25 protein-coding genes and 1 pseudogene are annotated in these 25,745 nt (G+C 69.8%); 18 read left to right on the top strand and 8 right to left on the bottom strand.

Features of this window, described 5'->3' with window-relative positions:
• Positions 1-12: 12 nt before the first annotated feature.
• Positions 13-960, top strand: a complete 948-nt coding sequence (gene speB / locus AB0310_RS09130; RefSeq protein ID WP_366237070.1) for an agmatinase — start codon at positions 13-15, stop codon at positions 958-960.
• An 8-nt stretch (positions 961-968) separates the two neighbouring features.
• Here the strand turns inward: speB and AB0310_RS09125 are convergent, their stop codons facing one another.
• Positions 969-1,841 (bottom strand): serine protein kinase RIO, encoded by an 873-nt coding sequence (locus AB0310_RS09125; protein ID WP_366237069.1) that lies wholly within the window; start codon positions 1,839-1,841, stop codon positions 969-971.
• Positions 1,842-2,091: 250 nt separating this feature from the next.
• Here AB0310_RS09125 and AB0310_RS09120 point away from each other — a divergent pair, with 250 nt between their 5' ends.
• Complete coding sequence (locus tag AB0310_RS09120; protein ID WP_366237068.1) at positions 2,092-3,288, top strand: MFS transporter; 1,197 nt, start codon at positions 2,092-2,094, stop codon at positions 3,286-3,288.
• A gap of 138 nt (positions 3,289-3,426) precedes the next feature.
• On the opposite strand, the gene AB0310_RS09115 is transcribed toward AB0310_RS09120, so the two are convergent.
• Positions 3,427-4,362, bottom strand: coding sequence for a helix-turn-helix transcriptional regulator (locus AB0310_RS09115; RefSeq protein ID WP_366237067.1), 936 nt, complete (start codon positions 4,360-4,362; stop codon positions 3,427-3,429).
• Positions 4,363-4,476: 114 nt separating this feature from the next.
• Here AB0310_RS09115 and AB0310_RS09110 point away from each other — a divergent pair, with 114 nt between their 5' ends.
• Positions 4,477-4,938, top strand: a complete 462-nt coding sequence (locus AB0310_RS09110; RefSeq protein WP_187662657.1) for a DUF3817 domain-containing protein — start codon at positions 4,477-4,479, stop codon at positions 4,936-4,938.
• A gap of 41 nt (positions 4,939-4,979) precedes the next feature.
• Here AB0310_RS09110 and AB0310_RS09105 read toward each other — a convergent pair whose 3' ends face one another.
• Complete coding sequence (locus AB0310_RS09105) at positions 4,980-5,588, bottom strand: HAD-IA family hydrolase (protein WP_187662656.1); 609 nt, start codon at positions 5,586-5,588, stop codon at positions 4,980-4,982.
• A 32-nt stretch (positions 5,589-5,620) separates the two neighbouring features.
• Positions 5,621-6,424 carry a MerR family transcriptional regulator gene (locus AB0310_RS09100; RefSeq protein WP_259955096.1) on the bottom strand — a complete coding sequence of 268 codons (804 nt, stop codon included), beginning with the start codon at positions 6,422-6,424 and terminating at the stop codon, positions 5,621-5,623.
• A gap of 169 nt (positions 6,425-6,593) precedes the next feature.
• On the opposite strand from AB0310_RS09100, the gene AB0310_RS09095 reads away from it, so the two are divergent.
• From AB0310_RS09095 to AB0310_RS09065, 7 genes are all read left to right on the top strand, one after another.
• Entirely contained in the window at positions 6,594-7,859 is a 1,266-nt protein-coding gene (locus tag AB0310_RS09095) for an HNH endonuclease signature motif containing protein (protein ID WP_366237066.1), read from the top strand.
• Between the two features lie 150 nt (positions 7,860-8,009).
• Positions 8,010-9,872, top strand: a complete 1,863-nt coding sequence (dnaK, locus tag AB0310_RS09090) for a molecular chaperone DnaK (RefSeq protein WP_187662654.1) — start codon at positions 8,010-8,012, stop codon at positions 9,870-9,872.
• Positions 9,873-9,874: 2 nt separating this feature from the next.
• Positions 9,875-10,519: a nucleotide exchange factor GrpE gene (locus AB0310_RS09085; protein ID WP_071329295.1), complete on the top strand. Its 645-nt coding sequence runs from the start codon at positions 9,875-9,877 to the stop codon at positions 10,517-10,519.
• Positions 10,520-10,526: 7 nt separating this feature from the next.
• On the top strand, positions 10,527-11,510 hold the full coding sequence (locus AB0310_RS09080) for a DnaJ C-terminal domain-containing protein (RefSeq protein WP_187662653.1): 984 nt from the start codon (positions 10,527-10,529) through the stop codon (positions 11,508-11,510).
• Positions 11,511-11,604: 94 nt separating this feature from the next.
• A complete protein-coding gene (locus AB0310_RS09075; protein WP_363590343.1) occupies positions 11,605-12,018 on the top strand; it encodes a heat shock protein transcriptional repressor HspR in 414 nt (137 codons plus the stop codon).
• 47 nt (positions 12,019-12,065) lie between these two features.
• Positions 12,066-12,725 (top strand): GntR family transcriptional regulator, encoded by a 660-nt coding sequence (locus AB0310_RS09070; protein WP_187662651.1) that lies wholly within the window; start codon positions 12,066-12,068, stop codon positions 12,723-12,725.
• Between the two features lie 124 nt (positions 12,726-12,849).
• Positions 12,850-13,293, top strand: coding sequence for a DoxX family protein (locus AB0310_RS09065; protein ID WP_187662650.1), 444 nt, complete (start codon positions 12,850-12,852; stop codon positions 13,291-13,293).
• Positions 13,294-13,297: 4 nt separating this feature from the next.
• Here the strand turns inward: AB0310_RS09065 and AB0310_RS09060 are convergent, their stop codons facing one another.
• Genes AB0310_RS09060 through AB0310_RS09045 form a run of 4 tightly spaced genes read right to left on the bottom strand, consistent with a single transcriptional unit; the run spans position 13,298 to position 17,012 of the window.
• Entirely contained in the window at positions 13,298-13,729 is a 432-nt protein-coding gene (locus AB0310_RS09060; protein WP_187662649.1) for an ATP-binding protein, read from the bottom strand.
• Entirely contained in the window at positions 13,719-14,051 is a 333-nt protein-coding gene (locus AB0310_RS09055; RefSeq protein ID WP_187662648.1) for an STAS domain-containing protein, read from the bottom strand. Before AB0310_RS09055 ends, AB0310_RS09060 begins: the two co-directional genes overlap by 11 nt.
• Complete coding sequence (locus AB0310_RS09050; protein ID WP_366237065.1) at positions 14,035-15,999, bottom strand: glycosyltransferase family 2 protein; 1,965 nt, start codon at positions 15,997-15,999, stop codon at positions 14,035-14,037. The genes AB0310_RS09055 and AB0310_RS09050 overlap by 17 nt, the downstream gene beginning before the upstream one ends.
• On the bottom strand, positions 15,996-17,012 hold the full coding sequence (locus tag AB0310_RS09045) for a SpoIIE family protein phosphatase (RefSeq protein ID WP_366237444.1): 1,017 nt from the start codon (positions 17,010-17,012) through the stop codon (positions 15,996-15,998). Before AB0310_RS09045 ends, AB0310_RS09050 begins: the two co-directional genes overlap by 4 nt.
• 337 nt (positions 17,013-17,349) lie before the next feature.
• Between AB0310_RS09045 and AB0310_RS09040 the strand changes: the two genes are divergently transcribed.
• The 8 genes and pseudogenes from AB0310_RS09040 to AB0310_RS09005 all read left to right on the top strand — a co-directional run bounded on the left by AB0310_RS09040 (position 17,350) and on the right by AB0310_RS09005 (position 25,686).
• On the top strand, positions 17,350-18,270 hold the full coding sequence (locus AB0310_RS09040) for a carbohydrate ABC transporter permease (protein WP_187662645.1): 921 nt from the start codon (positions 17,350-17,352) through the stop codon (positions 18,268-18,270).
• Positions 18,270-19,220, top strand: a pseudogene (locus AB0310_RS09035) (carbohydrate ABC transporter permease); the annotation flags it as partial. The gene AB0310_RS09040 and the pseudogene AB0310_RS09035, both read left to right, overlap by 1 nt.
• 29 nt (positions 19,221-19,249) lie before the next feature.
• On the top strand, positions 19,250-20,614 hold the full coding sequence (locus AB0310_RS09030) for an extracellular solute-binding protein (RefSeq protein WP_144881801.1): 1,365 nt from the start codon (positions 19,250-19,252) through the stop codon (positions 20,612-20,614).
• A gap of 100 nt (positions 20,615-20,714) precedes the next feature.
• Positions 20,715-21,500 (top strand): class I SAM-dependent methyltransferase, encoded by a 786-nt coding sequence (locus AB0310_RS09025; protein ID WP_187662643.1) that lies wholly within the window; start codon positions 20,715-20,717, stop codon positions 21,498-21,500.
• A gap of 46 nt (positions 21,501-21,546) precedes the next feature.
• Positions 21,547-22,554: a tripartite tricarboxylate transporter substrate binding protein gene (locus AB0310_RS09020; RefSeq protein WP_366237064.1), complete on the top strand. Its 1,008-nt coding sequence runs from the start codon at positions 21,547-21,549 to the stop codon at positions 22,552-22,554.
• 59 nt (positions 22,555-22,613) lie between these two features.
• Entirely contained in the window at positions 22,614-23,153 is a 540-nt protein-coding gene (locus tag AB0310_RS09015) for a tripartite tricarboxylate transporter TctB family protein (protein ID WP_366237063.1), read from the top strand.
• Positions 23,150-24,820, top strand: coding sequence for a tripartite tricarboxylate transporter permease (locus AB0310_RS09010; RefSeq protein ID WP_280564491.1), 1,671 nt, complete (start codon positions 23,150-23,152; stop codon positions 24,818-24,820). The genes AB0310_RS09015 and AB0310_RS09010 overlap by 4 nt, the downstream gene beginning before the upstream one ends.
• Positions 24,817-25,686 carry a dihydrodipicolinate synthase family protein gene (locus AB0310_RS09005; protein WP_268776952.1) on the top strand — a complete coding sequence of 290 codons (870 nt, stop codon included), beginning with the start codon at positions 24,817-24,819 and terminating at the stop codon, positions 25,684-25,686. Before AB0310_RS09010 ends, AB0310_RS09005 begins: the two co-directional genes overlap by 4 nt.
• Positions 25,687-25,745: the final 59 nt, after the last annotated feature.

The raw sequence follows: 25,745 nt of genomic DNA, 5'->3' as shown, positions 1-25,745 counted from the left end.
CAGGAACGAGAAATGACCGACAACATCGGCCCCATCGACGCCTCCGTGAACCCGCGGTACTCCGGCATCGCCACCTTCGCCCGCCTGCCCCGCATCGAGGACGTGCCGCGCGCCGACATCGCCGTGGTCGGCATCCCGTTCGACTCCGGCGTGAGCTACCGCCCCGGCACCCGTTTCGGCCCGTCGCACGTGCGGGAGTCGTCACGGCTGCTCCGGCCCTACAACCCCGCGCAGGATGTGTCGCCGTTCCAGCTGGCGCAGGTGGTGGACGCGGGGGACATCCCCGTGAACCCCTTCGACCTCACGGAGGCCGTCACCGAGGTCGAGCGTGCAGCGCTGGCGCTGGGCGAGCGGGTGCAGCGCATCGTCACGATCGGCGGCGACCACACGGTGGCCCTGCCCCTGCTGCGGGCGGTGGCCGCGAAGCACGGACCCGTCGCCGTCCTGCACTTCGACGCGCATCTCGACACGTGGGACACCTACTTCGGGGCGCCCATCACGCACGGCACCCCCTTCCGGCGCGCGAGCGAGGAGGGGCTGATCGACCTCACCGCGAGCTGCCACGTCGGGACCCGCGGCCCCCTGTACTCCCAGCAGGATCTCGAGGACGACGAGCGCCTCGGCTTCTCCATCGTCTCCAGCGAGTACATCGAGGAGCACGGGGTGGAGGCGGCGATCGACCGCATCCTCACCCGCATCGGCGACAAGCCGCTGTACGTCTCGATCGACATCGACGTGCTCGATCCCGCGCACGCGCCCGGCACGGGGACCCCCGAGGCCGGTGGGCTCACGAGCCGCGAGCTGCTGCGCATCCTCCGTGCCCTGCGCGAGCGGGACATCGTCGGCGCGGACGTCGTGGAGGTGTCGCCCGCGTACGATCACGCCCAGATGACCGGGATCGCCGCGAGCCATGTCGTCTACGAGCTGGTGACCCTTCTCGCCGCCCGACTCGCCTCCTGACCCGGGAGTCAGAACAGGGTCCCGAGGAGGTCGGCGAACAGGGCCTCGGCGTCGCACTGCACCCGCCGCCGCGTGAACCAGTCGCACACGTTGACGCAGTCGCGGTGCAGCAGGTCGAGGCCCTGCGGATTCGCGATCACGTCGACGATCTGCGGCAGGTCGATCACCCGCACGCACCCCTCGTGCACGAGGAGGTTGTAGGCGGAGAGGTCGCCGTGCGCGAAGCCCGCGGCGGCGAAGACCCGCATGAGCTCGACCACCTGCGCGAAGTACTCCTGCAGTTCGGCGTTCGACCCGCGCACTTGCGCGAGCCGGGGTGCCGCGATGCCCCGGTCGTCGCCGAGGAACTCCATGAGCACCTCGGTGCCGCTGACCTGCACGGGATAGGGGACCGGGGCGCCGCGCTCCCACATCCGGCACAGGGCCTCGAACTCCGCGAGCGACCACTGGGCTGCGGCGACCTCCCGTCCGTGGGCGGTCTTCTTGGCGAGGGCGCGGGTGTCGCGGGTGTTCCGCGTGCTGCGCCCCTCGGTGTAGACCGCGGAGCGCTGGAAGCTCCGGTTCTCGATGCCGCGGTAGCGCTTGGCGGCGAGGAGCGTGCGCTGCGCGGGGTCGTCGGGCACGGCGCGCTCCAGCAGGAACACGTCGGCCTCCTTGCCGGTCTTCAGGATGCCGAGCTCGGTGTCCAGGGCGCCGGCGGAGGTCACGACCCACGCGGGGCGCGGTTCCGGCCCGCGCTCGGTGGGGGTGGATGACGGCCAGGTCGTCCAGCGCTGGTTGGCGCCGGGCTCGACCTCGGCGAAGGAGAGGGCGGTCTCGAGGGAATCGAAGGAGGTGGCGTCGAAGGACGCGGCTTCCGAGGAAGCGGGGGATTCGGTCACGGTGTGGCTCCGGGAAGGGAGGCCACGCGGCGATCAGGAGCGGGTGGCCTCGAAGGGAAGGTGGTCGGCGAAAGGCGCGACGACGACAGCGTTCATCTCATCGCCTCCTTCGCTCGGGCTTCCCGGGCGCTTCCCGGTGCGTCGTCGAGCCTAGGGGGTCCGATCGGAGGTTGTCCAGGGCCGGACGATCGGTCGGATGCGGCGGACGACCGGTCGGGCGCGGCCCCGTTCCCGTTGCGAGTCTGGAAGCATGACCACGACCGCCCCCGTCCCGACCCTGCCGACGACCCGCGCCGATCGCATCCGCTACGGAGGGCTCATCGCCCTCATGGTGATGGGGTTCCTGCTGGTGACCGCCGAGTTCCTCCCCAACGGAGTGCTCACCGAGATGGCGGACGGCCTCGGGGTGACCCCGGGCCAGGCCGGGCAGACCGTCACGGTCACGGCCCTCGTCGGGCTCTTCGTCGCCCCGACCGTCGGCCTCGTGTTCCCCCGGCTGGACCGTCGGTCGCTGCTGGTGTGGATGGCGCTCGCCGCGGCCGTGTCGAACCTCATCGTCGCGATCGCGCCGAACCTCGTCGTCGTGCTGCTGGCGCGGTTCCTGCTGGGGGCGGCGATCAGCGCCTATTGGACGATGTCGATCACGGTCGCCGCGCGGCTCGCGGGGCCCGAGCATCTCGGTCGCGGGGTGATGTTCACCTCCGCCGCGGTCTCCCTCGCCACGGTCGCCGGAGTGCCGCTCGGGGTCATGCTGAGCGAGGTCGTCGACTGGCGTGCCGTGTTCGCGATCGCGGGAGTGCTGATGGTGGTGCTCGCCGTCGCGTTGCGGTGGGCGCTGCCGACCGTTCCGGCCGAGCGCGCGTCGAGCCTCCGTCTGCTCGTCGACACGGTACGGCGGCCCGGCATCGGCCTCGGCATGGTCGGACACGTCCTCGTCGTGCTCGGCCACTTCCTCGCCTACACCTACGTCCGCCTCGCGCTGGAGCGCATCCCGGACGTGGACGCCTCGACGATCGTCGTGCTGCTGGCGCTGTTCGGTGTCGGAGGCCTTCTCGGTAACCTCTCCATCGGCCTCGTGATCGACCGCTCCTTCGCCTTCTTCGCGGTGTTCGCGCCGCTGGTGATCTCGGCCGCCGTGCTGTCGATGGTGCTCTTCTCCGGATCGATCATCGGGATCGGCGCGGTCGTGCTCCTCTGGGGGTTCTTCTTCTCGTCGTGGCTGATCGTCGTGAACACCTGGGTGGGCCACCGCATGCCGGACCGCCTGGAGGCCGGGGGGAGCCTCGTGGTCGTCGGGTTCCAGGGCGCGATCACGCTCGCGGCCGGCGTCGGTGGGCTCCTCGTCGACACCCTGAGCGTCGAGCTCGTCTACACGATCGGCGCGGTCTCGCTCCTCGCCGGCGCCGTGCTGTTCGGCCTCTCCAACCGCCGCAGCTCCCGCTCCTGACCCCTGGTTGCCCGGGCACAATTTCGGAGCCGGCCGCCGACACGCCGTCGCCTCGGGCTTCGGAGTCGGCGTGTCGCCCCGGGTCTCCGAAGTCGTGCCCGCCCCGAGGCTGGGACGAGGGTGTGGGGATCAGGCAGATCAGGCAGGCACGAGGGAGTGCGAGCCGCGCCAGGAGGACGGGGTCATGCCCGTGCGGCGACGGAACGCGCGGCTGAAACCCTCGTCCGAGGCGTAGCCGAGCTCGCGCGAGACGCTCGACACGGATTGCCCGGCCTGGAGCATCCGCTTCGCGGCGTTGATGCGCACCTCGGTGACGTAGTCGGCGGGGGAGCGGCCGACGGCGAGACGGAACCGCTCCGCGAAGGCCGACCGTGACATGGCGCCGACAGCGGCCAGGCGTTCGACGGTCCAGTCCCGGCCCGGCTGCTCGTGGATGGCGTCCACGACGCGGTCGAGGAAGGGGTCCTTCGACAGCGAGGGCCATCCGGCGGGCGCACAGCCGTTGGCCGCCCAGGCTCGGATCACCGAGAGCAGCACGGTGGTCGCCATCATCCGGCAGATCAGCGGGTCGCCCTGGCGCACGGGGCACGCGGCCGCGTCGACGATCCCCATGTTCTCGGCGAGGGCGGCGGCGGCCGGCTCCAGCGCGTCGAACCCTGTCACCGTGAGGAAGGGCGGCAGGAGTGCCGGGAGCGGAGACGCGGTGTCCGCGAGCTCGATGTCGACGACGAGGAGTGCAGTCTCGACGGCGGCCTCCAGTGCGAAGGTGTCGCCGCGGAGCAGCAGGAAGGCATCGCCGGTGACGAGGCGGTCTCGGCGGCCGGGCTCCTCGAGTGTGAGCTGCTGCGACGAGCGGTCCACGTCGAGACGGCAGCCGGTGCCGAGAGGCGGATGCCCATGCACGGCGCCGTCGGCGATGTAGACGAGGGTGATCCGGCCGGGAGCCAGCGGCAGCAGTCCCCCGCGGCCCAGCTGCACCCGACGGGCGATCCCCACGCGCAGGTCCACCGTGCCGAGCACCGAGGACAGCGCATCCGCATCCACCGTCACCATGCCTTCGGCAACGCCGACCACCGTCCCCCTATTCCCCTTCGAGTTGCTCACCTTGCTCCATCCAGGCGGCGGATGGGGCACAGTGGGCGATTCGAAGCGGGATACGCTGGAGGGGTACCCCACCCGAGGAGTTCCGTGTTCCGCACCCCTGGCCGCCTGTACCGTGTCCTCGCGATCGCGGAGGCGATCACCTGGACCATCCTCATCGCCGCGATCATCGCCCGGGCCGTCGGAGCCCCCGGAGTCGTGGTGACGGTCGGCGGCGGCATCCACGGGTTCGTGTTCCTCGCCTATGCCGCGACCGCCGTCCTCGTCGCGCTCAACCAGCGGTGGCACCCGGGCGTCGGGGTGCTCGCGGTCGTCAGCGCCGTCGTCCCGTACGCGACCATCCCGATGGAGATCTGGCTGCACCGCACCGGTCGTCTCCGGGGTGACTGGCGTCTCGACGCGTCCGACGACCCGCGTGACCACCGCTGGTACGACCGCCTGATGCGCTGGTTCCTGCGTCGCCCCTGGGTGCTCGCGGTGCTGCTCGTCGTGGGAATCGTCGCGCTGTACGTGATCCTCCTGCTGGTCGGCCCGCCCGGGGGCAAGTGACCCCGATCCCGAACGGCGCGACGCCCGGAGGATGTGGCGCCCTAAGGGATCGGCGTCGATGCCGTCGCGCCGGGAACGCCGGCGGCGTCGAGAGCGGTGCGCAACGCGGAGACTCCCGTGTAGTGGTGCGTGGTCATGCCGAGCGTCCGTGCGCCGCTGAGCTTCCCCGGCGAATCGTCGAGGAAGAAGACCTCCTCCGGCGCGATGGCGAGGTCGGCGACCACGTGTCGGAACGCCTGGACATCCGGCTTGGCGTATCCGATGTCCGCGGAGTTGAACACGCGATCGAAGTGCGCGGCGATGCCGCTGTCGTGAAGCTCCTCGGCGATGGTGTCCGTGCCGTTCGTGAGGATGGCGCACATCATCCCGTGAGAGCGCAGCTCGTCGACGAGCGCGAGCACGTCCGGGTCGGCGGCGAACGGTGTGCGTCCCCATTCCCGCGCGGCGGCTGCGGATCCCGCGGCCTCGCCGACTCGGACGATCCACTCCTCGCGAGTGAGGTTCCCCGTGGTGACCGCGTCGATCAACGGTGACGCGAACGCGATGCGGGCGATCATCCCGGCCGGAAGTCCGTGCCGCGCCTCCAGGTCGGGGTCGTGGAGGAAGTGACGGACGACCCCGTCAAGGTCGAAGAGCACGGCACGGATCATGCCCCCATCCTGCCCGCAGGTCGTGCGCCTCGTCAGCGGCGCGCGACGGGCTGCTGGAGTTCCGTGACCCAGTCCGACTGGTCGTCTCCCACGGCGCGGACGTACAGCTCCCGACAGGGCCCGGCATGGATGAGGCCGCGCGCGACGACCTCGGTGTGGATCGCGTGCCAGCTCTCGGCGATCCGCTCCATCGAGCCGAGGTGCACCCCGCAGACCGCGTCCTCCTCAGCGGGGAGCTCGACGATCTCGATCCCGTCGGCGGCCGGACCGGTATACGAGTACCCGGCGATGACCTCCATCCCGTCCGGCTGCGTCCGGTACAGGGCGATCGGGGTGGTGAGAGAGCCGCATTCGTCTCCGATGACCTCTGCCACGGCGTCGAAGGCCGGTCCCACGACCTCCGCGACCGCGGGCTGCTCGGCGACGACGGAGCGGACGGCGGCCAGACGCACGGCGGGGAGGGGCTTCTGGACGATCTCGATCTGCGACATATGCTTCTCCTTCTCGATGAGGTGGAGGCGCCGTTCCACATCGACGAGTCGCGCGGCCGCGAGCCGGTGCTCCTGCTCCACCTCGGCGCGCCGGACGCGCAGAAGCGCCGCGATCCGGTCGGCGTCGACGCCCTGGGCGAGGATCGCCGAGATGTCGTCGAGACCGAAGCCGAGCTGACGCAGGGCGACGATCCGGTGCAGGCGCTCGAGCTGCGCCGGATCGTACGACCGGTAGCCGGTGAACTCGTCCACGTGGGCGGGGACGAGCAGCCCGGCCGTGTCCCAGTGCCGGAGCATCCGGTGGGTCACCTGGCCGATCTGCGCGAACGCTCCGATGGACAACATGTCTCAGTTCTCCCGTCTGACACCGTGTGAGAGTCAAGCATGTCGGCTCGCGGCCACCGAGGCGGACCGGGCTCGGCGTGATCGCCGTGGCGCGCACTGCATCCCGGCATATCGTTTACTCCACCTGAACTGGGGTTTCAATGTCGGTGGTCCCTGCTTCACTCGGGGTATGACAGGACTGGCGGACGCGACGATCGAGCAGGTGGAGGCGCTCCGAGCGCTCACCGAGATGCTCGTCGGTGTCGAGCGGTCGATCAATGGACTGCAGGCCGCGCGGGACGGGATCCTGGCGCTGGGGTCGCGCCTGGCCGTGGAGGTCGCGGCGCAGGCCGCCCATCCGGACGGCGCGGATCTGAGCGTGCGCACGGTCGCGGCCGAGTTCGCTGCCGCGCTGCGGGCGAGCGACAGGACGGTGCAGCGGCGGATGGCCGATGCGGTCTGGATCGTCGAGCGCTTTCCGCGGCTGTGGGGTGCATGGGGCGCGGGGCAGGTCACCGCCCAGCAGGCCCGCGTCATCGCGGAGGCGGGTGCGCACCTCGAAGACGAGGCGGATCGCGACGCCTTCTCCGCGCGGATGATCGCCTTCGCCGAGAGCGAGGCGCCGAACCGGGTCGCGCGCATGGCGCGCCGGGCCGCGGAGGAGTTTCAGCCGCATACCCTCGCGCACCGTCACGAGGATGCCCGTGAGCGGCGGCGCGTGTGGGTACGGGATGCCCCTGACGGGATGGCTGAGCTCGGACTTCTGGGGCCGGCGGCGCTGGTGCACGGCGTGTTCGACCGGCTGACCACCATGGCCACGACCACGCAGGCCGGCGACGACCCGACGGACCTGCGAACCATCGCCCAGTCCCGGGCCGACCTCGCGCTCGACCTCCTCCTCACCGGTGCGCCGGCCGGCCATGATGATCATGACGGCACCCTGGCCGCCATCGTCCCCACGGTCGCGATCACGGTCCCCGTCATGACCCTCCTCGGTCGGGGAACGGCGCCGGCGGAACTCGACGGGCGCACCCCGATCGACCCCGCCACGGCACGGAGGCTGGCAGGGGCCGCCTCCGGATGGGATCGCATCCTCACGCACCCCGTGACGGGCACCGTCCTCGCCGTCGACCGGTATCGCCCGAACGCGGAACTGCGACGCCACCTGCGGGCCCGAGATCAGCGATGCCGCTTCCCCGGTTGCGGATATCCGCCCGCGGAGTGCGACATCGATCACCACCGTGACGCCGCGATGGGCGGGGAGACGTCCGCCTCGAATCTCGGCCATCTGTGCCGTCGACATCATGTCTTGAAACATCAGTCCGCCTGGCATGTCGAGGCGCGTGGCGACGGCCTCTATGCCTGGACGAGTCCGACGGGGAGGGTCTACATCGACCGCCCGCCGCCGTCGAACACCGTCACCTTCGCCGAAGGATCGACGGACGCGCCGTTCTGACCGCCCGGCGGGAAAACTTGAGCCTGTTCATATCAAGTTCATTTGACAGCCTTCCGGCCCCGGCGTACACTTGAGCCATCGCGACTCAGGTTTCCCTGATCGCCGCAGGTTTTCGGACCACTACAGACTTCCCAACAAAGGAGAGAACACATGGCACGTGCTGTCGGTATCGACCTCGGAACCACCAACTCCGTCGTCAGCGTCCTCGAGGGTGGCGAGCCCAAGGTCATCGCCAACGCCGAGGGCTTCCGCACGACCCCTTCGGTCGTCGCCTTCACCAAGGACGGGGAGGTGCTCGTCGGCGAGACCGCGAAGCGCCAGGCCGTCACCAACGTCGACCGGACGATCGCCTCGGTCAAGCGCCACATGGGCACCGACTGGAGCTTCGACGTCGACGGCAAGAAGTGGACGCCGCAGGAGATCTCCGCGCGCATCCTCCAGAAGCTGAAGCGCGATGCCGAGTCCTACCTCGGCGACACCGTGACCGACGCGGTCATCACGGTCCCCGCGTACTTCAACGACGCCGAGCGTCAGGCCACCAAGGAGGCCGGTGAGATCGCGGGCCTCAACGTGCTCCGCATCATCAACGAGCCGACCGCCGCGGCCCTCGCCTACGGCCTCGACAAGGGCAAGGAGGACGAGCTCATCCTCGTCTTCGACCTCGGTGGTGGAACGTTCGACGTCTCCCTCCTCGAGGTGGGCAAGGACGACGACTTCTCCACGATCCAGGTGCGCGCCACCGCCGGTGACAACCGCCTCGGTGGTGACGACTGGGACCAGCGCCTCGTCGACTACCTGATCAAGCAGTTCAAGGAGACCACGGGCGTCGACGTCTCGGGTGACAAGATCGCGCTGCAGCGCCTCAAGGAGGCTGCGGAGCAGGCGAAGAAGGAGCTCTCCAGCTCCACGTCCACGAGCATCAACCTCCCGTACCTGTCGCTGACCGACTCGGGCCCCGTCTCGCTCTCCGAGACCGTGACCCGCGCGAAGTTCGAGGACCTCACGAAGGACCTGCTCGACCGCACCAAGAAGCCGTTCGAGGACGTCATCCGCGAAGCCGGCATCAAGGTGTCCGACATCGACCACATCGTCCTCGTGGGTGGTTCGACCCGTATGCCGGCCGTCGCCGAGCTCGTCAAGCGCGAGACCGGCAAGGAGGCCAACAAGGGCGTGAACCCGGACGAGGTCGTCGCCGTCGGCGCCGCGCTGCAGGCCGGCGTCCTGAAGGGCGAGCGCAAGGACGTCCTCCTCATCGACGTCACCCCGCTCTCCCTCGGCATCGAGACCAAGGGCGGCATGATGACCAAGCTCATCGAGCGCAACACGGCCATCCCGACCAAGCGGAGCGAGACCTTCACCACGGCCGACGACAACCAGCCGTCCGTCGCGATCCAGGTCTTCCAGGGCGAGCGCGACTTCACCCGCGACAACAAGCCGCTCGGCACGTTCGAGCTGACGGGCATCGCCCCGGCTCCCCGCGGCATCCCGCAGATCGAGGTCACCTTCGACATCGACGCCAACGGCATCGTGCACGTGTCCGCGAAGGACAAGGGCACCGGTACCGAGAAGTCGATCGTCATCTCCGGCGGCTCGTCGCTGTCGAAGGAGGACATCGAGCGCATGGTGCGCGAGGCCGAGGAGCACGCCGCCGAGGACAAGGCGCGTCGTGAGGCCGCGGAGACCCGCAACCAGGCGGAGACCCTCGCCTACTCGATCGAGAAGCTCATCTCCGAGAACGAGGACAAGCTCCCCGAGGACGTGAAGACCGAGGTCAAGGCCGACGTCGACGCGCTCAAGACGGCTCTGGCCGGCGACGACGACGAGGCCGTGAAGACCGCGTTCGAGAAGCTCAACCAGTCCCAGTCGAAGCTCGGCGAGGCGATCTACGCCTCCTCGCAGGCGGACGCCGCCGGCGCTTCGGCCGAGGGCGAGGCCCCGACCGGTGACGCCCCCTCCTCCGAGGAGGACGTCATCGACGCCGAGGTCGTCGACGACGAGGACGAGAAGAAGTAATCATGACGGACAAGAACTTCGACGAGAACGAGGTTCCGGAGGGGTCGGATGCTCAGGCATCCGGCCCCGTGCCGCAGAACCAGGACTCCCGCGAGGCGAAGGCCGCCGAGGGCTCCGACGAGACTCCGGTCGACGCGGCTGCCGAGACCGAGGAGGGGCTGACGGTCGAGGACATCCTCGGCGCCGCCCAGACCGCGGATGCCGCCGCGGGCGACGCCGCGATCGCCGACGCCGAGAACGCCCTGCTGACCGACCTCAAGCGCCTGCAGGCCGAGTACGCGAACTACCGCCGCCGCACCGAGGAGCAGCGCCAGATCGAGATCGAGCGCGCGAAGGGCGAGGCCGCCAAGGGCCTCATCCCCGTCCTCGACGACCTGGCCCGCGCCGAGCAGCACGGCGATCTGGTCGAGGGCAGCCCCTTCGCCGTGATCGCCGAGAAGGTGCGCGCGGTCGTGGAGCGCCTCGGCGTGGTCGCTTACGGCGAGAAGGGCGAGGAGTTCGACCCCCAGCGTCACGAGGCGATCTTCCAGCAGCCGACCCCCGGCACCTCGAAGACCACGGTGCTCGAGGTCGTCGAGGTGGGGTACCGCCTCGGCGAGGTCGAGCTGCGTCCTGCGAAGGTCGTCGTCGCCGTCCCTGCGGAGTAGGTGATCGATGGCCAGCCAGGATTGGTTCGACAAGGACTTCTACAAGACCCTCGGGGTCTCGAAGGACGTCAGCGACGCTGACCTGAAGAAGACGTACCGCAAGCTCGCGCGCAAGTATCACCCCGATTCCAATCAGGGCGATGCGAAGGCCGAGGCCAAGTTCAAGGAGATCAGCGAGGCATACTCGGTGCTCTCCGACGCCGAGCAGCGCAAGGAGTACGACGAGATCCGCGCCATGGGTTCGGGCGCTCGCTTCACGGCGAGCGGCTCGGGCGCCGGCGGGTTCGAAGACGTCTTCAGCCGGTTCGGACAGCAGGGGCGCGGCCAGACCGCCGACTTCGAGGACATCTTCGCGATGTTCAACCAGGGCCAGGGCAGCTCGTTCGGCGGTGGCCGATTCGGGCAGCCGAGCGGCGGCTTCCGTGGCTTCGGCGGTCCGCAGCGCGGCGCCGACGTCACGGCCCGCACCACGCTGGACTTCAGCACCGCTGTGCAGGGCGAGACGATCACCCTGCAGGGCGAGGACGGCAAGCCGTTCAAGGTGAAGATCCCCGCGGGTGTCGCCGATGGGCAGAAGATCCGGCTGCGCGGCCGTGGTCGCCCCTCGCCCGATGGCGGGGAGAACGGGGACATCGTGGTGCAGATCACGGTGCGTCCGCACCCGGTCTTCACGCGGGACGGCCTCAACCTCCGCGTGGTGGTCCCCGTGACCTTCACCGAGGCGACGCTGGGCGCGACCATCGAGGTCCCGACGCTCGGCGGCGACGTGGTGAAGCTGCGTGTGGCCCCCGGGACCCCGTCGGGCCGCGTGCTCCGCGTCAAGGGTCGGGGTGTCGCGACCGCGAAGGGGACCGGTGACCTGCTCGCCGAGCTCCAGGTCGCGGTTCCGACGCACCTCGACGACGCCGCGCGCGAGGCCCTCGAGAGGTTCCAGGAGCTGGAGCCTCAGGAGAACCCGCGGGCCGAGCTCATGGCGAAAGCCCGCCGTTGACGAGAACAGGCTTTCGCGCCGGGTCAGGCGGTTCCGGGAAGGAGCTGCCTGACCAGGCGCGACGGCCTGACGTGAAACCAGGAAGGAAGGCGTGATGGACGCGGACACTCCGGTCTTCGCGATCGCCGCAGCCGCCAAGCTCTCCGGCCTGCACCCCCAGACCCTCCGTCAGTACGACCGGATCGGCCTCGTGGTGCCGGGTCGGACGCCCGGCGGATCCCGTCGTTACTCGCACCGCAACATCGAGCAGCTGCGCGAGGTGGCCCAGCTCTCCTCCGAAGGGGTCAGTCTCCCGGCGATCGCCCGTCTCCTCGACCTGGAGGACGAGAACCGGATGCTGCGCGATCGCGTGCTCGCGCTGGAGGGCGCCCTCCGTGCCGAGCGGGAGAACCGCCCCGGCGTGCGGGTGTTCGCCGCCGGCTCCGCGGGCGTCGTGCCCATGCCGAGCGGCCGCCGCATCCGGCGCTCGACGGAGCTCGTGCTCTGGAGTCCGCGCTCCGGAGCCTGACCGCGCATCCCGGTGTGTATCCTGTCAACTGTTAACAGGAGGTCACCATGACGCAGACCGTCACGCGCGGGGAGTCGCTCGGAGCGCAGGTCGCACGCGTGCTGCGCCAGCGCATCGTGCGGGGGGAGCTCGCCCCGGGGGCCCGCCTCACCGAGGAGGCCCTCGCCGAGGAGTTCGCCGTCAGCCGCGGCCCCGTGCGCGATGCCCTGACCCAGCTCAGCTTCGAGAAGCTCGTCGAGGTGCAGCGTCCCCGCGGCGTCTACATCGTGGGCCTCACGAGCGACGACGTCGACCAGCTCTACAGCCTCCGGGGCGCGCTGGAGCAGCTCGCCCTCTCGCGCGCGATGCGGGTCGACGACGACGAGCGGTGGCAGCCGATGGCCGACGCCGTCCAGCGCATGGCCGAGGCCGCGGACGCCGGCGACCATGCGGCCTTCGTCACGGCCGACCTCGACTTCCACTCCCAGATCTACGCCCTCGCCGATCACCCCCGGCTGGAGGGTGCCTGGAACCAGTACCTCCCGACCTTCACGGCCCTCCTCGAGGTCACGATCAACCACGACGAGGACCTGCACGAGTCGTCGGACGATCACGTGACGCTGCTCGACGTCATGCGCACGGGAGCCCCGGAGGACGCCGCCGCGGTCCTCTCGGCTCACCTCGACGGCGCCCGGGAGCGGATGCTCCACGAGGTCGGCTCCCGCTGAGCCTGCGTCCGCCGGCGCCGAGGCGTTCAGCGGACGGAAAAGAACGGTTCCTACCGTGGGGGCCAGGGCAAGAGCCCTGGTCCGCGCCCGCGCGGGTGTCCTGCCACGAAGGAAGAACCTCCTCATGACGAACACCACAGCCTCCGCCACCTCCGCCTCGTCGCTCGGACTCCTCGTCCTGCGCATCGTCGTCGGCGCGATCTTCGCCGCCCACGGCGCTCAGAAGATCTTCGAGTTCACGATCCCCGGCACCATCGGCAGCTTCGCCGGCATGGGGGTGCCGCTCGCCGAGATCGCCGCACCCGTCGTCGCCTTCCTCGAGCTCATCGGCGGGATCCTGCTGATCCTCGGCCTGCTGACGCGCCCGGTCGGCATCCTCCTCGCCGTCGACATGCTGGTGGCACTCGTGCTCGTGCACCTGCCCGCCGGCCTGTGGGTGACGGCCGGCGGCTACGAGTTCGTCGCCGTGCTCGGCGCCGCGGCTCTCGCGCTCGCGCTCACCGGCGCCGGGCGCTACTCCATCGACGCCGCGGCCCTCCGCGGGCGCGCGCCGGCCTGGCTCGCCTGACCGGTCAGTCGCCCGCCTCGCGCGCGGGATCCACGCGCCGGACGAGGACCCAGGTGTTGCCGAGATCGGTGACCGTGTGGGTGAACTCGTCGAGCGCGGCCTGCGACAGCGCGAGCCCGCGTCCGCTCTCCGCCTCCTCGCCCGGCATCGACACGGCGTCCCAGTCGATCGGTGCCGGCGGGGCCGTGTCGCGGATGTAGGCGCGCAGCTCCTCCGCCGTCACGCGGACGTCGATGCTCAGCACGACGTCCGCGTGCTCATTGTGCTGGGCGACGTTCGTCGTGACCTCGCTCAGCGCCAGGGTGAACAGCACCTGATCCTGGGCAGGCACCTCCGGAGCCAGCGGCCACAGCCGGTCGAGCTCGTCGAGGGCGCGGTCGACGAGGGCGAGCCCGGCGGGCCCGTCGATGTGGAAGGCCCGGATGTCAGCGTCCATCGAACGCCGATTCCGGCGTCGGGTAGTCGCGGAGCACGCGATCCAGGTTGGTGAGGTGGAGGACGGTGCGCACGGCCTCGGGGACGGCGGCGATGCGCAGATCGCCGCCGGCCACGCGGGCGCTCTTGAGGCCGCCGACGAGGGCGCCGAGACCGGAGGAGTCGACGAACTCGGTGCCGCTCAGATCGATCGCGATGCGCGGCTGCCCCGCGGCGACGAGGTCGCTCACCGCGTTGCGCAGCAACGGCGCTCCTGAGGCGGTCAGGCGGCCCGTGATCGTGACGACGGCATAGCCGTCCCTGGTGTCAGTGCTGACGTTCATTCGACTCCTTCTCGAGGACCTTCGCGGCCGGACCGCGGTAGCGTGCCGCCTGGATGATGACGCTGAGGACGACCAGGTCGTACAGGACCCAGGCGGTGTTGACGAGGGTGCCGGTGCCGTCGCCGGTGCCGACGATGACCCGGGCGACCCCGATGACGAGGGCGATCACGAGGACGACCATGGCGGTGAGCTGCGGCCAGATCTCGCGCCACGGGATGCCCCGAGGATCGCGGCCGTCCTTCCTGGTCACGGCGAAGGACAGCGGTCGGCCGAGCACCACGTTGGCGAAGGCCGTCCAGCACGCGCGGATCCACACGGGGAACAGCGCAAGCGAGTACTGCTGACCTCGCCAGGTCTTCACCCCCTTCGCGACCACGAGGAACAGCGCCTGATTGACGAGGAAGTACGGCAGGAAGCGCGCGAAGAAGTCGACCGACCAGGCGGTGACGGGGAGCACGCCGAACACGAGATAGATCACCGGGGCGGCGAGGTAGACGATCGCGGCGAAGCCCGAGAGGTAGCTCCACATCGTCGCGAAGTACATGAGGCGCTGCCCCACCGAGAGTCCTCGCTTGGCCAGGGGGTTGTCGCGCAGCATGACCTGCAGCGTCCCCTGGGCCCACCGCAGCCGCTGCGTGAGCATCGTCCGGAGGTCTTCCGGGGCGAGCCCGTGCGCCAGGATCTCGTGGTGGTAGACGCTCTTCCAGCCGAGGGCGTGGAGCTGCATCGCCGTCGCCATGTCCTCGGTCACCGAGATCGTGGCGAGGGGGAGGATCGGCTGCGCCTCATCCGCACGGTCGAGGCGGAGCGCATCGAGCAGTCCGCGGACGGCCTCGACGGCGGTGAGGGGGGAGAGGTCGGACGCGGCGAGCGCGTCGAGTCCGGCCTCGTCCACGATCACCTGCCCGAGCTCCGCGTCCTGCTGCACCGGCAGGGACTCGATCACTGCGAGGTCGGCACGGATGCCCTCGAGGTCGTGGGCGACGAGGATGCGGGAGGCGCTGTCGACGGCTTCCCCCACGCGGGCGGCCACCTCGGCGACCGACTCGCCCGCGGCGAGCTCCTTGCGTCCGCGTGCGATCGCGATGCGGAGCGCGCCGAGCTCGGTGGCGAGCGCCGGGTCGGTCGCCGCCTCGGCCTCGCGGGCGATGAGGGCCTCGGACGTCTTGAGGGCCCGCGCGGCGGAGTCGGTCACGTTCCGCACGTAGCCGACGATGCCGAGCTGCATCAGTGCTTCGCGGCGGAGCACGGCGTTCGAGCCGCAGAAGAAGGCCGCGTTCCAGCCGTCCTTCCCCTGCTGGATCGGCCCGTAGAAGAGGGGCGCCTGGCTGCCGAGCGGGTCGGCCTCGTCGACGTTCACGAACCATTGCGGCGTCTGCACGAGGGCGACCTCGGGATCATCGGCGAAGTAGCCGAGCGTGCGGTGCAGGATCAGCGGGTCCGGCACCTGGTCGGCGTCGAGGATGAGGAGGAACTCGCCGTCGGTCTGGAAGAGGGCGCTGTTGAGATTGCCCGCCTTGGCGTGCCGGGGCTTGCCCGTCCAGTCCTCGGAACGCGTGAGATAGCCGACGCCGGCGGCCCGGGCTTCGGCTTCGAGCTCGGGGCGCGAGCCGTCGTCGAGGATCCAGGTCGAGTGCGGGTAGGCGATCCGCTTCGCCGCCTTCGCGGTGGTCATGACGAGCTCGATCGGCTCGTCGTAGGTGGTGATGAACACGTCGACGGTGCCCTGCGGAGGCGACACCGGCGCCGGACGCTCCTTCGCGCGCCACATCGTCAGGCAGAAGAGGAACGTGTCGATGAGGCTGTACGTCTCGGCGATCACGAGCGGCACCGCGATCCACCAGGCCGACCAGTTCACCGACTCCAGCCAGCGCCAGGCGACGTAGTTCACGCCGAGCAGGACCGACAGCAGCGCGAGGACGCGGATGGTCGCGAACCGGGCGGTCACGCGTCCCTCCGCACGACCACGACGGTGATGTCGTCGGTGGCGCGCTCATCGTTCGCGAGTCGCAGGGCCTCGCGCACGGCGCCGTCCGGTCCCATCGCGGTGAGCACCCGCTCCACGTGGCCGAACGGGTCGTCGGCGTCGAGGACGTCGAGGAGACCGTCGCTGCAGCAGATGAAGGCGTCCCCCACCTCGAGCCGCGTCGTCACCGGGACCCGGGGGTCGGCGAGGCCCATCCCCATGCCCAAGGGCAGGTTCGTGGAGCGCAGGGGCGTCCACGACCCGTCTGCGCGGACGACGAACGCGAGGCTGTGGCCCGCGTCGATGACCTCGAGCTCTCCCGTCTCCGGCCGCAGCTCGGCGACGACCGCCGTGACGAACATCGACGTGTCCGCGAGATCGTCCTCGAGCAGGCGGTCCACCTCGATCACGGCGTCGGACAGCGAGCGCTCCGGCGCCGTGCGCAGGGACGCCCGAACCGTGGCCGCGACCAACGCCGGCCCCGTGCCCTTGCCCATGGCATCGGCCAGGGTCACCCGCAGGGCCTCGCCGTGGCGCGAGAAGTCGTAGTAGTCCCCGGCGAGCGTTCCCCGCGGGGCGGCACCGGCGGCGATCGTGTACCCGGCGATCTCCGGGTGCGCCCGGGGGCGCAGCGCTCGCTGTACCACGGCGGCGTGGTCGACGTCGGCGTCCTGTGCCAGCTCCGTCTGCACCCAGAACGCGAGGTCGCGCAGGAGGTCCTGCTGGGCGTCGGTGAACGTGTGCGGCTCGGTGTCGAGCACGCACAGCGTCCCGACCGGCTCCCCTCCCGGCGCGTGCAGCGGATGGGCCGCGTAGAAGCGCAGGTGCGGGTCGCCGGTCACGAACGGATTCTCGGCGAAGAGGTCGGTCGTGCTCGCATCCTCCACCACCACCGTCCGGTCCTGCGACACGGTGTAGTCGCAGAACGAATCCTGTCGCGGTGCCTCGTTCCCCCCCGAGGCCGATCTGCGATTTGCGCCACTGCCGGTCGCGATCGATCAGCGAGACGCTGACCATCGGCACGCCGAACATCTCCTTCGCCAGTCGTGCCACCCGATCCACCCGCTCATCGGGTGGCGTGTCAAGGATCCCCAGTTCCTCGAGCGCTGCCTGTCGCCGTCGCTCGTCGAACATTCCCCCGGCCCTCCTCCGTGTTTATTCCCCTCATCCTAGGGAGGAACCGCTCCCGGGGCGCCAGGCCGTCCGGCGGCATTCAGGTGAACCACAGGAAACGGTTCTGCGCAAGCCCCGCGGAGAACCGCTTCTCCGGATCTACCATCGCGCCAGGACCAGAGCGCCGTGTCTGCGCGTCCTCGGAAAGGAGGCAGGTGGATGCCGCTCAAGACCCGCCAGCGGGACCGGTACAACCGCCGAGAAGCCCTCGCCGGCTATCTCTTCATCTCGCCATGGCTCATCGGATTCCTCATCTTCACGGCCGGCGCGATGGTCTACAGCCTGTACATCTCGTTCAGCAGCTACAACCTCGCCACGAACAGCGCGCGCCCGGTCGGCATCGACAACTACGCCAACCTCTTCGAGGACCCGCGGGTGGGCGTCTCGCTCGCCAACACGCTGTTCTACGTGGTGATGGCGGTGCCGCTGGAGATCGTGTTCGCGCTCGTCCTCGCGCTGCTGCTCAACCGGGTCGGGCGAGGTGCGGGATTCTTCCGCGTGCTCTACTACCTGCCGAAGATGACCCCGGCCGTCGCCACGGCGGCCGTGTTCTTCCTCCTCCTGAACGGCAACTCCGGGGCGATCAACCAGTTCCTCCGACTGTTCGGCATCCAGGGGCCCCAGTGGCTCGTCGACCCCGCGTGGGTCAAGCCGAGCATCGTGATCATGACGCTGTGGACCGTCGCGGGAACCATGGTGATCTTCCTGGCCGCCCTCAAGAACGTGCCGGTCGAGCTGTACGAGGTGGCCTCGCTCGACGGGGCGGGACCGATCAGGAAGTTCTTCTCGATCACCCTGCCGATGATCTCGGGGGCCATGTTCTTCAACGTCATCGTGCTCTCGATCGCCGCCTTCCAGATCTTCGATCAGGCGTATCTGCTGTTCTGGCGGGATCAGAGCAACTCGTCTCCTGAGGCGTCGCTCTTCTACGCGATCTACCTGTTCCAACAGGCCTTCCGGCAGTTCAACTTCGGTTTCGCGGCGGCGATGGCGTGGCTGCTCTTCGTCATCATCATGATCATCACGCTCATCCAGGTGAAGGTCGGCAACCGCTTCGTCTACTACGAGGGAGACCGCTGATGTCCCAGACCCTGCGTCAGGTCCCCGTCGAGGCCACCGGGGACGACCTCCCGGAGGCCGTCGCGGCTCCCGCCCCGGCCCGGTCGCGCTGGCGACGGCGCCTGCGACAGCCGAAGAGCCTCGTCGCCCGGATCGTGCTGAACATCATCCTCGTGCTGTTCGCGCTGCTGTTCCTGTACCCCTTCGCGTGGCTCATCGCTGCCAGCTTCAAGCCGCGGGGGGAGGTGTTCGACAACGCCCTCATCCCGAAGACGTTCGTGCCGGAGAACTACGTCGAGGTGTGGAATCAGCTCCCGCTGCTGAACTGGATGGGCAACAGCATCGCCATCGCGCTGCTCGCCGCCGGTGCCGTGGCGATCTCCAGCTCGATCGTGGCGTTCGGCTTCGCCTACTTCCGCTTCCCGGGGTGCGGGCTGCTGTTCGGCCTCGTGCTCGCGACGATGATGCTCCCCGGCGCGGTGACGATGATCCCGATCTACCTCATCTGGAAGGAGACCGGACTCCTCGGCACCTGGGTGCCGCTGTGGGGCATGAACCTGTTCGGCTCGGCCTTCTACATCTTCCTGCAGCGGCAGTTCTTCCTCGGCCTTCCTCGGGAGCTGTTCGAGGCGGCGCGGCTCGACGGGGCCAGCGCCTGGGGCCTCTTCTGGCGGATCGCGATGCCGCTGTCGATACCGTCGTTCGTCATCGTGTTCCTGTTCGAGTTCCAGGCGAGCTGGAACAACCTGCAGGCCGCCCTCATCTACCTCAACGCCGGGTCGGTGGACGAGTTCACCGCGCCGCTCGGCATCGCCTACGCGATGACCAAGTACAGCCCCACGGCGGGCGGTCACGGTGATTACCAGTACGTCATGGTCGCCTCCCTCCTGGTGACCCTCCCCATGCTCATCCTCTTCGCCTTCGGGCAGCGTGCCTTCATCGAGGGCGTCGCCACCCAGGGGCGCAAGGGATCACGAACCACAGATCGAAAGGAGCAGTCATGCGCACACGCATGCTGGGAATCACCGCGGTCGCCGCGGCATCCGTCCTCGTCCTCGCCGGGTGCGGCGGCGGAGGGGGAGACGACCAGGCGGCCGACGCCGACTTCGGCGCGGAGCCGAGCGGCACGCTCAAAGCGTGGGGCTTCGAGAACGCCGACGACGTCGGCACCTCGCGCATGGACTACGCCGCCGAGCAGCTGAAGGACGTCGAGGTCGACCTCGACGCGACGGCCTTCGACGCGCAGAAGTTCACCACGCGGATCGCGAGCGGCGACGTGCCCGACGTCGTGCAGATGGACCGCCGGTACGTGACCACGTATGCCGCGCAGGACCTCATCATGCCGCTCGACGAGTGCTTCGCCGCCCAGGACGTCTCGCCGCGGGACCACTGGTACCCCTTCGTCGTCGACGACGTCACCTACGACGATGCCGTGTGGGCGGTGCCGCAGTTCTACCAGCCGCCGGCGATCCTGCTGAACAAGGCCGTGCTCGACGAGGCGGGGGTGACGGCGGACGAGATCGACACCTCCAAGCCCGACGTGCTGCTCGGCGCGATCGAGAAGATGTACCAGGAGTCCGGCGGCGTGCCCACGCGGCTCGGGTTCGACCCCGTCGCGACGGGCCAGGCCGGGCTGTGGATTCTCGGCATGGGCGGCCAGCTCAACGATGAGAAGGGCGCGCCCACCCTGGACGACCCCAGCAACGTGGCCGGCATCGAGATGCTCAAGCAGATCACCGACGCGCAGGGCGGCTTCGCGGCCGTCAAGAGCTTCACCGACTCGTTCGACGCCTTCGGCGACCAGAACCAGTTCGTCGCCCAGCAGGTCGGCGCGCAGGTGAACGCGCAGTGGTATCCGAACGTGCTGAGCCCCTACGCCGACCAGATCGACCTCGAGGCTGTGCCGTTCCGGAATGCCGACGGGGAGCCGTTCTCGGTCGCGTCCGGCACCGCGTTCGTGATCCCGGCCGGGGCGGAGAACCCCGCGGCGGCGTGCGCCTGGATGGTGAACCTCACCTCGGACGACGCCTGGAACGCGGCGGGCGAGGCCCGTGCCGAGACGCTGAAGACCGATGGCGGTATCAACACCGGGCTCTTCACCGGATCGCCGTCCGCCGATCAGTCGATCCGTGAGACCTTCGTGACGGACAGCGGCAACGCCGGCTTCGACCAGGTCATCTCGACCTACTACGACGTGGTGGACTACGGACAGTCCTTCGGTTCCTCGCCCGCGGGCCAGGAGATCCAGAACGAACTCAACAACGCGATCACCGCAGCGCTGCTCGGGGACAAGTCTCCCGAGGACGCGCTGAAGGAGGCGCAGGAGGCGGCGATGCGGGCGTACGAGAACGCCACGGCCGGCTAGACCCCGGAGGGGCAGAGCGCCAGGCGGCCATGTCCGCCTGGCGCTCGTCGACGGATCGGGTCGGCGTGGATGATGGAGGCCTACCGATCGGAGGTCGACCATGGACCAGCGTGAGCTCGATGAGCGGATCCGCGACTACTACGAGGACCAGTTCGACGAATCGGCGCGGTTGACGACCCGCTCGGCGCAAGGACCTCTGGAGCACCAGCGCATCCAGGAGCTGATCGCCGCGCACCTCCCCGAGGGTCGCGTCATCGATGTCGGAGGCGGGGCGGGCGTCCATGCGCGGTCGCTCCTGGCCCGTGGCCATCAGGTCATCCTCGTCGACCCGGTGCGCGGGCACGTCCACAGCGCGGCGCAGCGGGGCGTGGATGCTCGTGTAGGGGACGCGCGCTCGTTGCCGTTCACCGCGGACAGCTTCGATGCCGCTCTTCTCCTCGGTCCGCTGTACCACCTGGCGGATCGCGCGGACCGCCTCCAGGCGCTCGGCGAGGCCGCACGGGTGGTGCGATCCGGCGGCTGGGTGTTCGCGGCAGGCCTCTCGCGATTCGTCGGATTCGGTCAGCTCGCGCTGGGCGTGACCGACCTCCACCTCGACGATGAACACGGCGCACTGCTGGAGCACGGGGCGCCCTCCTCGCGAGGTCGCTTCCCTGCCGGGCACTTCCACACGGCGGATTCGCTCGCCGAGGAGGCCGCCGCCGCCGGACTCGACGTTGTGGAGGTCCATGGCGTCGAAGGGCCCGGCGGGCTGCTGCTGGAGGAGATGCCTGCGGAGGAGACGGCGCTCACACAGGCGGCTCTCCTGCTGGCGCGAGCCGGGAGCACCGTTCCCGGAATCCGGGAGCTCAGCCCGCACCTCCTGGTCGTGAGCCGGGTGCGGTGACGCTCCGCAGTGTTGACTGTTAACAGTCAACACTGGTAGCCTCGCGGTGTCGACAACACGGTCGACCCACGTAGAGGAGCAAAGATGCCCCGCATGCGCATCACTCGGGGCGGCCGCTGCCTTCGCCGCCCTCGCCGCCACCGCTCTGGTGCTGTCGGCCTGCACGAAGGTCGACGAGAGCGAGGGGGCCGCCTCGACCTATCCCGAGGACGACATCCGGCTGATCATCCAGGCCAATCCCGGCGGCGGCTCCGACCTGTCGTCCCGCGCGCTCGCCACCGAGGTCGAGAAGATCCTCGGTGTCAGCGTGATCCCGGAGAACATGCCAGGTGCCGCGGGAGCGCTCGCGATGGAGTACGTCGGCTCGCAGGATCCCGACGGCTACGTCATCGGCTTCGCGCCCGTCGAGATCGCGATGCTCAACACGACCCAGAGCGCCGACGTGCTGCCCGACGACTTCGACCTGCTCGGCCAGATCATGCTCGCTCCCGGGGTCATCACGGTGGGTGCCAACAGCGGCATCGAGACCCTCGACGACCTCGTGACGCAGGCGAAGTCCGGCGCGGTCACGGTCGCGAACTCCGGTGCCGGCTCGATCTGGGAGGCCGCCACCCTCGGCCTCGGCCAGGCGACCGACGCCGACTTCACTCCCGTCCCCTACGACGGCGGCGCCACGGCGGTCGCGGCCGCCGCGTCCGGTGAGACCGTCGCCGCCGTCTCCGGACTCGGCGAGGCGCTCGCGCAGGGCGAGGCCGTCCGCATCCTCGCGGTCATGAACGACGAGCGTCACCCCGACGCGGAGGATGTCGAGACGGTCGAGGAGGCCATCGGCGAAGAGGTCGTCTTCGGCGGCTGGGGCGGCATCTACGCACCGGCCGGACTGCCGGACGACGTGCACGACGCCCTCGAAGCCGCCGTCAAGGAGGCCGTGGAGTCCGAGAGCTACCAGAAGTTCCAGGCCGACGCCGGCAACCTCGTGGTCTACCGCGACTCCGAGGAGTGGACCGGGTTCGTCGACGACCAGTTCGCCCTGTTCCAGGACCTCCTGGGCTGAACACCTCCGGTGGGGTCGGCACGCGCCGACCCCACCGGGCCCTCCGACGAAGGAGCACCATGACCAGCCCCGACACCGCGGCCGAGCCGGTCGCGCCGGGCGGCTACGAGGGAGCGACCGCCTCCCGTCCCCTCGAGATCGCGTTCGCCGCCGTCGCCCTCGCGATCACCGCCGGCTACCTCTTCCTCGCCACGCAGATCCCGCTGCGCCGCGAGGCCGCCCCCGGACAGATCGACGCCCGCTTCTGGCCGCTCGTCATCGGCGTGACCGGCGTCGTGATCGCGATCGCCCTGCTCGCCGTGGCGATCACGCGACCGGCACCCACGCGTGAGGATCTCGAGCGCATCCAGCCGGGCGGCGTCCTCCGGGTGATCGCGACGATCGCGATCGCCGGCGCCTTCATCGCGCTGTGGGCCCTCGGCTCGGTCATCCTCTTCGGCTACCGGATCGAGGTCTTCCCGATCGCCTGTGCTCTGCTCATGGCCGCACTGATGCTCCTCTACGGCCACCGCCGCTGGCTGAGCCTCGTCATCTACTCCGCCGCCGTCACGGCATTCGTCTACGTCGTCTTCGGCATGCTCCTGAGGATCCCCCTGTGAACGCGCTCCTGGAGGGGCTGAACTCGCTCCTCGACATCTCGATCCTGCTGTACATGGCAGTCGGCCTCGTGCTCGGCTTCATGGTCGGCGCCTTCCCCGGCATCACCGCGACCATGGCCGTCGCACTCGCCGCCGGCTTCACCATGACCCTGGAGCCCGTGCAGGGCCTCGCGGTGCTCCTGACGATCTACGTCGCGGCGAACTTCGGCGACCGGGTGCCGTCCATCCTCATCAACACCCCGGGGACACCCGCCTCCATCGCCACCACCCTCGACGGCTATCCCATGGCGAAGCAGGGCAGGGCCGGTCTGGCGCTGACGATCTCCGCGATCGTGTCGGCCGTCGGCATCCTCGCCTCGCTCGTGCTCTTCTCGGTCGCCGCCGTGCCGATCGCCAGCTTCGCCCGGGACTACTTCAAGTCGCCCGAGCTGTTCGCGCTCGTCGTCTTCGGCATCGCGATCATGATCGGCATCTCGTCGAAGTCGATGCTCAAGGGCATCCTGGCCGGTCTCTTCGGGCTGATGCTCGGCAGCGTCGGCACCTACGCGGCCACCGCCGACCAGCGCTTCACGTTCGGCGTGCTGGAACTCGTCGAGGGCGTGAACTTCATCGCCGTCATCATCGGTCTCTTCGGCATCGCCGAGCTGTTCGATCAGCTCCTCACGCACCGGAAGTCGCACGTCCGACCGATCTCGAGCCTCGGCCGGTGGTGGCCGAACCGCGCCGAGCTGAAGCAGAGCGGACGGGCCACCGCGGTCGGCGGGGCGGTCGGCCTCGGCGTCGGCCTCATCCCCGCGGCCGGCGGCGACATCGCCGGGCTCATCGGCTGGGAGCGGGCGCGGAAGGCGTCGAAGCACCCGGAGATGTTCGGAAAGGGGTCGATCGAGGGCGTCGCCGCGTCCGACACCGCCTCCAGCGCCACGCTCGGCGGCTCGCTCACCACCACGATGGCGCTCGGCATCCCCGGCGACTCCGTGATGGCGGTCATGATCGGCTCGATGATCATCTGGGGCATCACCCCCGGGCCCACGCTGTTCACCAACCGCCCCGACCTCGTCGTCTCGATCGTCGGCATCATGCTCGTCGCGACCCTCCTGTCGCTCGCGCTGAGCCTCGTGCGGATGAAGGGCATGGTCAAGCTGCTCGACGTGCCGCAGCCGTACCTGTGGAGCGGCATCCTCATCTTCTGCATCATCGGCACCTACGCCACCTCGAACAGCCTGTCGACGGTCGTCACGATGCTCGTCTTCGGGGTGATCGGCGTGCTGCTCAAGCGCATGCAGGTCCCGGCAGGACCCGTGGTGCTCGGCCTGCTGCTCGGTCCGCTCGCCGAGGAGAACCTCGCCCGCACGCTGGCGATCCTGCCGACGCGGCCGTTCTTCGAGGTCGTCAGCCCGATCGCCCTCGTGCTGCTCGCGCTCGCGGTGCTGTCGATCGTCATGCCGGCGATCCGTGCCGCCCGCACGCCCCGCGCCGAGCGGGCCTCGTTGGAGGACTCGATCCTCCACACCGACAGCATCGTGCAGATCGAGAAGGCGCACGACGAGCTCGCGGCGCAGCCCGACCTGCTCACCTCCACCGTCCGCAACGTCCACGCCGGTGCGCGCCGGGGACGCGCCGACCGCAAGAACCGCCAGAGCACGACCCCCGAGGAGACCGAGAAGTGACCCGCTACGACATCCTGACCGCCGTCCCGACCGCGTTCCACCGCGACGGGACCCTCGACCTCGAGGGGTCGCGCGCGATCTTCCGATTCGTGGCCGACTCGGGGAACGAGGGCGCCTTCATCCTCGGCACCACGGGCGAGTTCCCCGCGGTGGACGCGGACGAGTTCCGGGCGCTCGTGGCCGCCGCGCTGGAGGAGCTGGCCGGCCGGATGCGCGTCATCGTGCACGTCGGGCAGCCGAGCACGTTCGAGGCCGTGCGTCTGGTCGGCATCGCGAAGGAGCTCGGGGCCACGGAGTTCGCGGCCCTCACCCCCTATTACCTGCGTGCCACGGACGATGCGATCCTCGACTACTACCGTGCCGTCTCGGCGGCGGTGGGCGACGGGCGCCTGTACGTCTACATCTACCCCGCGCGTAGCGGGAACCCGGTCTCGCCGGAGCTGCTCGTGCGCATCGCCGCGCTTCCGAACGTGGTGGGAGCGAAGGTGAGCGAGCTGTCGCTCGACGACATCGCGGCCTATCGTGCGGCCGTGCCGACGGGCTTCGAGCTCTACACCGGCGCCGACCGCGACCTCATCGCGGCCGTCGGGGCGGGGGCGCAGGGTGTCGTCTCGGGCGTCTCCTCCGTGACGCCGAAGCCCTTCCGCGCCCTCGCCGATGCCGGACGCTCCGGAGATGCCGAGGCCATCGCGGCGGCACAGGCAGCAGTCGACGACGTCGTCGCGCTCATCGGCGGCGACATGGGGCGCATGAAGGAGGCGTACCGCGTGCTCGACGTCGTGGACACGCATTGCCGCATGGCCATCTCCGAACCCTCCGCCGACGAGCGGGCCGCCGTCGCACAGGTGGTGGCCACGCACCGCTGACACGACTCCGGGACATACACGGACGGGATGCCGCGGCCTTCGGGTCGCGGCATTTCTGC

This window comes from Microbacterium meiriae, from assembly GCF_040702565.1.
GTDB classification, from domain to species: domain Bacteria; phylum Actinomycetota; class Actinomycetes; order Actinomycetales; family Microbacteriaceae; genus Microbacterium; species Microbacterium meiriae.
The sequence above is the reverse complement of the archived record's forward strand: the minus strand, read 5'-3'. Positions and strand labels throughout refer to the sequence as shown.

Bases quoted from the DNA above. Each gene is read 5' to 3' on its own strand.
- dnaK (WP_187662654.1), top strand. From the start codon at position 8,010: ATGGCACGTGCTGTCGGTATCGACCTCGGAACCACCAACTCCGTCGTC.
- AB0310_RS09030 (WP_144881801.1), top strand. From the start codon at position 19,250: ATGCGCACACGCATGCTGGGAATCACCGCGGTCGCCGCGGCATCCGTC.
- AB0310_RS09015 (WP_366237063.1), top strand. From the start codon at position 22,614: ATGACCAGCCCCGACACCGCGGCCGAGCCGGTCGCGCCGGGCGGCTAC.
- AB0310_RS09025 (WP_187662643.1), top strand. From the start codon at position 20,715: ATGGACCAGCGTGAGCTCGATGAGCGGATCCGCGACTACTACGAGGAC.
- AB0310_RS09100 (WP_259955096.1), bottom strand. From the start codon at position 6,424: ATGTTGTCCATCGGAGCGTTCGCGCAGATCGGCCAGGTGACCCACCGG.
- AB0310_RS09040 (WP_187662645.1), top strand. From the start codon at position 17,350: ATGCCGCTCAAGACCCGCCAGCGGGACCGGTACAACCGCCGAGAAGCC.
- AB0310_RS09080 (WP_187662653.1), top strand. From the start codon at position 10,527: ATGGCCAGCCAGGATTGGTTCGACAAGGACTTCTACAAGACCCTCGGG.
- AB0310_RS09075 (WP_363590343.1), top strand. From the start codon at position 11,605: ATGGACGCGGACACTCCGGTCTTCGCGATCGCCGCAGCCGCCAAGCTC.
- AB0310_RS09085 (WP_071329295.1), top strand. From the start codon at position 9,875: ATGACGGACAAGAACTTCGACGAGAACGAGGTTCCGGAGGGGTCGGAT.
- AB0310_RS09065 (WP_187662650.1), top strand. From the start codon at position 12,850: ATGACGAACACCACAGCCTCCGCCACCTCCGCCTCGTCGCTCGGACTC.
- AB0310_RS09095 (WP_366237066.1), top strand. From the start codon at position 6,594: ATGACAGGACTGGCGGACGCGACGATCGAGCAGGTGGAGGCGCTCCGA.
- AB0310_RS09070 (WP_187662651.1), top strand. From the start codon at position 12,066: ATGACGCAGACCGTCACGCGCGGGGAGTCGCTCGGAGCGCAGGTCGCA.
- speB (WP_366237070.1), top strand. From the start codon at position 13: ATGACCGACAACATCGGCCCCATCGACGCCTCCGTGAACCCGCGGTAC.
- AB0310_RS09060 (WP_187662649.1), bottom strand. From the start codon at position 13,729: ATGGACGCTGACATCCGGGCCTTCCACATCGACGGGCCCGCCGGGCTC.
- AB0310_RS09120 (WP_366237068.1), top strand. From the start codon at position 2,092: ATGACCACGACCGCCCCCGTCCCGACCCTGCCGACGACCCGCGCCGAT.
- AB0310_RS09055 (WP_187662648.1), bottom strand. From the start codon at position 14,051: ATGAACGTCAGCACTGACACCAGGGACGGCTATGCCGTCGTCACGATC.
- AB0310_RS09105 (WP_187662656.1), bottom strand. From the start codon at position 5,588: ATGATCCGTGCCGTGCTCTTCGACCTTGACGGGGTCGTCCGTCACTTC.